At 69.7% G+C, this 5,484-nt stretch carries 8 protein-coding genes; all 8 read right to left on the minus strand.

All coding sequences use genetic code 11. The features are described 5' to 3' along the window. Nucleotides 1–466 (minus strand): hypothetical protein (locus ENN83_RS10790; RefSeq protein ID WP_287186871.1); only part of this gene is annotated, 466 nt, incomplete at its 3' end. Nucleotides 467–538: 72 nt separating this feature from the next. Next, entirely contained in the window at nt 539–1,567 is a 1,029-nt protein-coding gene (gene ruvB, locus ENN83_RS10795; RefSeq protein WP_287186874.1) for a Holliday junction branch migration DNA helicase RuvB, read from the minus strand. Nucleotides 1,568–1,570: 3 nt separating this feature from the next. Next, nucleotides 1,571–2,227, minus strand: coding sequence for a Holliday junction branch migration protein RuvA (gene ruvA, locus ENN83_RS10800; RefSeq protein WP_287186877.1), 657 nt, complete (start codon nt 2,225–2,227; stop codon nt 1,571–1,573). Next, nucleotides 2,224–2,730, minus strand: coding sequence for a crossover junction endodeoxyribonuclease RuvC (gene ruvC, locus ENN83_RS10805; RefSeq protein WP_287186880.1), 507 nt, complete (start codon nt 2,728–2,730; stop codon nt 2,224–2,226). The genes ruvA and ruvC overlap by 4 nt, the downstream gene beginning before the upstream one ends. Before the next feature lie 374 nt (nt 2,731–3,104). Beyond that, nucleotides 3,105–3,455, minus strand: coding sequence for a hypothetical protein (locus tag ENN83_RS10810; RefSeq protein WP_287186883.1), 351 nt, complete (start codon nt 3,453–3,455; stop codon nt 3,105–3,107). A 62-nt stretch (nt 3,456–3,517) separates the two neighbouring features. After that, nucleotides 3,518–4,393, minus strand: a complete 876-nt coding sequence (locus ENN83_RS10815; RefSeq protein WP_287186886.1) for a 50S ribosomal protein L11 methyltransferase — start codon at nt 4,391–4,393, stop codon at nt 3,518–3,520. 33 nt (nt 4,394–4,426) lie between these two features. Next, the gene (locus ENN83_RS10820) at nt 4,427–5,023 is read right to left on the minus strand and encodes an adenylate kinase (protein WP_287186887.1); all 597 of its coding nucleotides are present in this window, start codon (nt 5,021–5,023) and stop codon (nt 4,427–4,429) included. Further along, nucleotides 4,999–5,484, minus strand: a 486-nt coding sequence (gene msrA, locus ENN83_RS10825; RefSeq protein WP_287186890.1) for a peptide-methionine (S)-S-oxide reductase MsrA, incomplete at its 5' end; no start/stop codon positions are given. The genes msrA and ENN83_RS10820, both read right to left, overlap by 25 nt.

Genomic DNA, 5,484 nt, shown 5'->3' on the forward strand with positions numbered 1-5,484 from the left:
CAAAGGCGCTCTCGGACCACAACAGGATCACCTGCACCATCTGGTTCAGCGCGATCGCCTCGGCGGGCAGCGCGGCAATCGCGTCATCGACCCGCTGAAAGACAAAGGCCGCGCGGATCGCCCCATCCGCATCGAAGCGGAACAGCCGATATTGCGTCGCCCCCGCCGCGGCCAGTCGTTCGACCAGCGGGCCAAGATCGGGCACCAGCCGATCCAGATTGGGCACAAGCGGCAATTCGGACCAGTCGCGAAAGAAGAACACCATCAGGTTCGCGCCCAGTTCAGGGTCGGTCTCGGCCATCTGATGCCCGGCCAGCGCCACGACCGCCTCGCAGGCGCCCTTGAATGTGGCCAGCGTCTCGTCGCTGACGCCAAAGACCACGGGCGCGATCGGACGGCCCCAACGGGCGAACCGATAGCCGCCGTCCTGCCCCGTGAACAGCGCGCGCAGATCGTCCGGCGTCATGCCCGCGCCTTCTTCTTGGCGAAAATACCCATGGCCCTGCCCTATCCGCCTGCCCGCCGCCGGGCAAGGGCCTCAGCCGTCGAACAGGCCCGGCTGTCCCGGCGGGCGCGGGGCGGGCAGGCCCAGATGCGCCCAGGCCTTCGCGGCCAGTATCCGCCCGCGCGGGGTGCGCTGGATCAGGCCCTGCTGCAACAGGTAGGGCTCGATCACCTCCTCCAGCGCATCGCGCGATTCCGACAGCGCGGCCGACAAAGTCTCGATCCCGACCGGGCCACCGGCGTAATTCTCGGCGATCAGCCGAAGATAGCGCCGGTCCGCGCCATCAAGCCCAAGTCCGTCCACCTCCATCCGGGTCAACGCATGATCGGCCACCGCAAGGGTGATCCGCCCGTCGCCCTCAACCAGTGCGAAATCGACGACCCGACGCAACAACCGCCCCGCGATCCGCGGCGTGCCGCGCGCGCGCCGGGCGATTTCCTTCAGCCCCTCCGCATCCGCCGACACCCCCATCAGCCGCGCTCCCCGCGCGACGATCAGTTCCAGTTCCTCGACGGTATAGAACTGCAACCGCACCGGAATGCCGAAGCGGTCGCGCAGAGGCGTCGTCAACAGCCCCAGCCGCGTCGTGGCCCCGACCAGCGTGAAGGGCTGCAACTCGATCCGCACGGTGCGCGCGGCCGGGCCCTCGCCGATCACCAGATCCAGCGCGAAATCCTCGAGCGCGGGATAAAGCACCTCCTCGACCGCGGGGTTCAGGCGGTGGATCTCGTCGATGAACAGCACATCGCGCGCTTCCAGATTGGTCAGGATCGCCGCCAGATCGCCCGCCTTGGCCAGCACCGGGCCAGAGGTCATGCGGAAATTCACGCCCAGTTCGCGCGCGACGATCTGCGCCAGCGTGGTCTTGCCCAGACCGGGGGGGCCGTGGAACAGCGCGTGATCCATGGCCTCTCCCCGCTGGCGGGCGCTTTGCAGGAAGACCCGCAGGTTCGCCCGCGCCTCGGCCTGGCCGACGAACTCGTCCAGCGTCTCGGGTCGCATCGCGCGGTCGGCATCCTCGGGGCGCTTGTCGGGGCGCAGGGTCGGGTCGGGCTCGGTCATCTCCTACCCCTTGGGCGCCAGCAGCTTCAGCGCCGCGCGGATCAGGGCGGGCGTATCGGCCTCGGGCGCCTCGTTCGCGGCGCGGGCGACGGCCTGCGCCGCATCGGCCGGGGCATAGCCCAGATTGCCCAGCGCCGACAGCGCCTCGGCCTGCGCCGCGGCCGAGGGCGCGGGGCGCGGCGGTGCCGTGCCGACCGGCCCGGCCTGCGCGGGTGCGGCACCCGCAGCCTCGACCAGCGTGCCGCCCAGCGCCATGATGCCCGGCGCCTTGCCCTTCAACTCGTTCACCACGCGCTGCGCGATCTTGGGTCCGACGCCCGGCGCGGCCTTGATCGTGTTCCAGTCGCCCAGCGCGATGGCGCGGCCCACACCCTCGGCCCCAAGCGTGCCCAGGATCGCCATCGACGCCTTGGCCCCGATCCCCTGCACCCCCATCAACAGCCGGTGCCATTCGCGTTCCAGAAGCGTCGGAAAGCCGTAAAGCTGCAACAGATCCTCGCGCACCAGCAGATCGGTATACAGCGCCACCGCCTCGCCCGGGCCGGGCATCGCGGCAAGCGTCCGGTCCGAGACCTGCACGATATAGCCCAGGCCGCCCACGTCGATCATCACATGATCGGGGCCGCGATGGATCAGACGCCCGGCAACCCGCCCGATCATGCGCCGGCCCTCGCCAGCGCCGCGGCCAGCCGCCCGCCCGCCGCCAGGTGAAACGCATGGCACAGCGCGATGGCCAGCGCGTCGGCCGCATCCGGGCCCGCGATCTCGATGCCCGGAAATTGCAGCCGCACCATGTGGTCGATCTGCCGCTTGTCGGCATGGCCCACGCCCACCACCGCCTTCTTGACCGCGTTCGGGGCGTATTCCCCCACCGTCATCCCCGCCCGCGCGGGCACCAGCACCGCGACGCCGCGCGCCTGGCCCAGCTTCAGCGTGCCCGCGCCGTCACGGTTGACAAAGGTCTGTTCCACCGCCGCCGCGTCGGGCGCATGGCGCGTCACGATCTCGCAAAGCTGGTCATGCAGCGACAGCAGACGCTCGGCCAGCGCCCCGTCCCCCGAACGGCAGATGCCGTTCGCCACATGGGCCAGCCGCCCGTTCGCCTGCTCGATCACGCCCCATCCGGTGCTGCGAAGGCCGGGATCAATGCCCAGAACACGCATGCGCACCCCGCTTTGTTGTGTCTTTTCCGACCGATTAGCACGAAAAGCGAACATCGGCCAGCGGCAATCGGATCGGGCCGGGTCCGGCCATGTCGGTCACAGCGTATCTCGCGCCGGGCGCCGTCCGACCGGCCGGTTGCGATGCAGGGACCCGACCCACACACCCGGATCCGGAGCACGCGGCCTTAACCCCCTCCGGTCGCGCCTTGCTCCGGTCTCGACCGGCTCGTTCCGGACCGCCATTTCGCGGCAGCCGGACGGGTCGGCCCTCCCGCCAACTCACGGACGGGAGGACGCCCCGGCAGGATCTCCTGCCGGGGCGTTCGCATTCAGGCCCTCCATTGCGGCCAGGCGCGCCGCCCGACCGCCGGGGGTCAGCCGAACAGGCCCAGCACCCGGCGCATCTCGCCCGCCAGCCAGTCGGTGATCGGGTCGATCTGCATCACGAAGACCGTGACCTTCTGCACGATCCCGTCGCCCGCGGCGCGCTCCAGATGCGCGCCATAGGCATCCGGCCCGATCTGCATCAGGATCAGCGCCTTCACCATCAACATGCACAGCGCGATCATGCCGATCACGCGCCAGACCGGAACCCCGTCATGGACGCGGCGACGGTAGAACGACCGGCCAAGCGTCCCCGGCGCCTCGAACCCGTAACCTTTCCGGTGCATGCGGTCCAGCCGCGCCAGACGGCCGCGGAATTCCTCATATTGCGGATCGTGCATGACATTGCCCCATTTGCCTCACCCACGGCGATACTGGGACCAAAAGGGGGCGAAATTACGGCCTAGAGCGGCGATTTTCGCAGACAAAGGGTGATCCAGTCGCCGATTTCCTCGGTTTCGTGGACGATCAACCCGTTTTCAGCATAGCGCGCCGCCACTTCGGGGCCTTGTTCGATCAACAGCCCCGACAGGATCGCATGCCCCCCGGGCGCGATTCGCTGCGCAATCCCGGGCGCCAGCTCCAGCAGTGGTGCCTTGAGGATATTGGCGAAAACAAGGCCAAAGGGTGCCGCCGCCTCCAGATCGGGATGATCGAGCCCCGCAGCCTCCAGGCACTGCACCCGGCCCGCCAGATCATTGGCCACGACATTCTCGGCCGCAACCTCGACCGCGACCGGGTCGATATCCGAGGCCAGCACCGGCACATCCCACAACCGCGCCGCCGCCATCGCCAGCACCGCCGTCCCGCAGCCGATATCGGCCACCGCGCGCGGCGTGACGCCCAGCTCGGCCAGCCGGTCCAGCGCGCGCAGGCAGCCCTGTGTCGTGCCGTGATGGCCGGTGCCGAACGCCATCGACGCCTCGATCAGCAGCGCGATCCGGTCCTCGGGCACGCGGTCGGCATCATGGCTGCCATAGACGAAGAAGCGCCCGGCCTCGACCGGCGCCAGTTCGCGCTTCACCTTGGCCACCCAATCGGTCTCGGGCAGTTCCGAAACGGCGAAATCGCGCGCACCATACATGCTGGCCAGCAGCGCCAGCCCCGCGGCATCGGGGGCTTCGGTGAAATAGCCGCCCACCTCCCACAGGCCCGAGCCGTCCTCGATCTCGAACACACCCAAGCCGGTGGGCGCGGGGTCGAGATCCTCCATCGCCTCGCCCAGCGCCTCGGCCTGGTCCTTGCCGGAAAGGGTGGTCAACGCGGTGAAGGTGGGCATGGGCGTGTCTCCTGCGGTGGCTTGGCCCAGCGCCTAGGCCCCCTGCGCCGCCGGGTCAAGCGCGGCAAGCGCCCGGTCGGCCAGCACACCGGGCGGTTCGCTGCCGTCAAGCCGGATCACCGGGCAGGCCAGCGCCGCGAGCCAAGCCTCGTGCTGCACCCGGCTGCGCCCGGCAAAGGCGGGATCGTCATAGCCCGAGGCATAGTCGGGAAACGCCCGGAACTCCTGCGCCCGCGCGCCGCCCGGGGCCAGCGCCGCGCCAGGGCGCTGGCGTTCGCGGCGGCGCAGGCGGATGATCCGGGCCTCGGTCGGCGCGGTCAGGAACAGCACCTGCGTCAGCCGCGGGATCAGCGCATCGCCCCAGCCGCAGATCGCGCAGGCCAGCACCCGGTCCGCGCGCGGCGCGAACATCGCCTGCATCAGCGCCACCCGCTCGTCCGGCGGGCGGGTCTTGCGAAAGGGCGGCTCGGTCGGCTGCCACAGGAAATCGTCCGCGTCGAAAACCTGCGTGGACAGCCTGTCCGCCAGCGCGCGGGCCAGCGTGAAACTGCCCCCCCCACCGCAGCGGGCAGGATCAGGATGCGCCGGCCCATGGCCGCAAAGGCTCAGACGCCGATGCCCACCGGGCAACTGATCCCCGTGCCGCCCAGCCCGCAATAGCCGCCCGGGTTCTTGACAAGGTATTGCTGGTGATAGCCCTCGGCATAGTAGAACGGCGGCGCCGTCCGGATCTCGGTGGTGATGGCGCCAAAGCCCGCCTTGCGCAGACGCTCCTGATAGGCGGCGCGGCTGGCCTCGGCCGTGGCTTCCTGTGCTGCGGTAAAGGTGTAGATCGCAGACCGATACTGCGTGCCCCGGTCGTTGCCCTGCCGCATCCCCTGCGTCGGATCGTGCCCCTCCCAGAAATGGCGCAGCAGCGTTTCATAGCTGATCTCGCCCGGGTCATGGACCACGCGCACCACCTCGGTATGGCCGGTCTTGCCGGTGCAGACCTCCTCATAGGTCGGGTTGGGCGTGAAGCCGCCCGCATATCCGGCGGCCGTCATCCACACCCCCGGCAACTGCCAGAACTTGCGCTCGACGCCCCAGAA

This window comes from Rhodovulum sp. (genome assembly GCF_011048875.1).
Lineage (GTDB): Bacteria > Pseudomonadota > Alphaproteobacteria > Rhodobacterales > Rhodobacteraceae > Rhodovulum > Rhodovulum tesquicola.

Coding starts and splice junctions, on each gene's coding strand:
- ruvB (WP_287186874.1), bottom strand. CDS start 1,567: ATGACCGAGCCCGACCCGACCCTGCGCCCCGACAAGCGCCCCGAGGAT.
- ruvA (WP_287186877.1), bottom strand. CDS start 2,227: ATGATCGGGCGGGTTGCCGGGCGTCTGATCCATCGCGGCCCCGATCAT.
- ruvC (WP_287186880.1), bottom strand. CDS start 2,730: ATGCGTGTTCTGGGCATTGATCCCGGCCTTCGCAGCACCGGATGGGGC.
- ENN83_RS10810 (WP_287186883.1), bottom strand. CDS start 3,455: ATGCACGATCCGCAATATGAGGAATTCCGCGGCCGTCTGGCGCGGCTG.
- ENN83_RS10815 (WP_287186886.1), bottom strand. CDS start 4,393: ATGCCCACCTTCACCGCGTTGACCACCCTTTCCGGCAAGGACCAGGCC.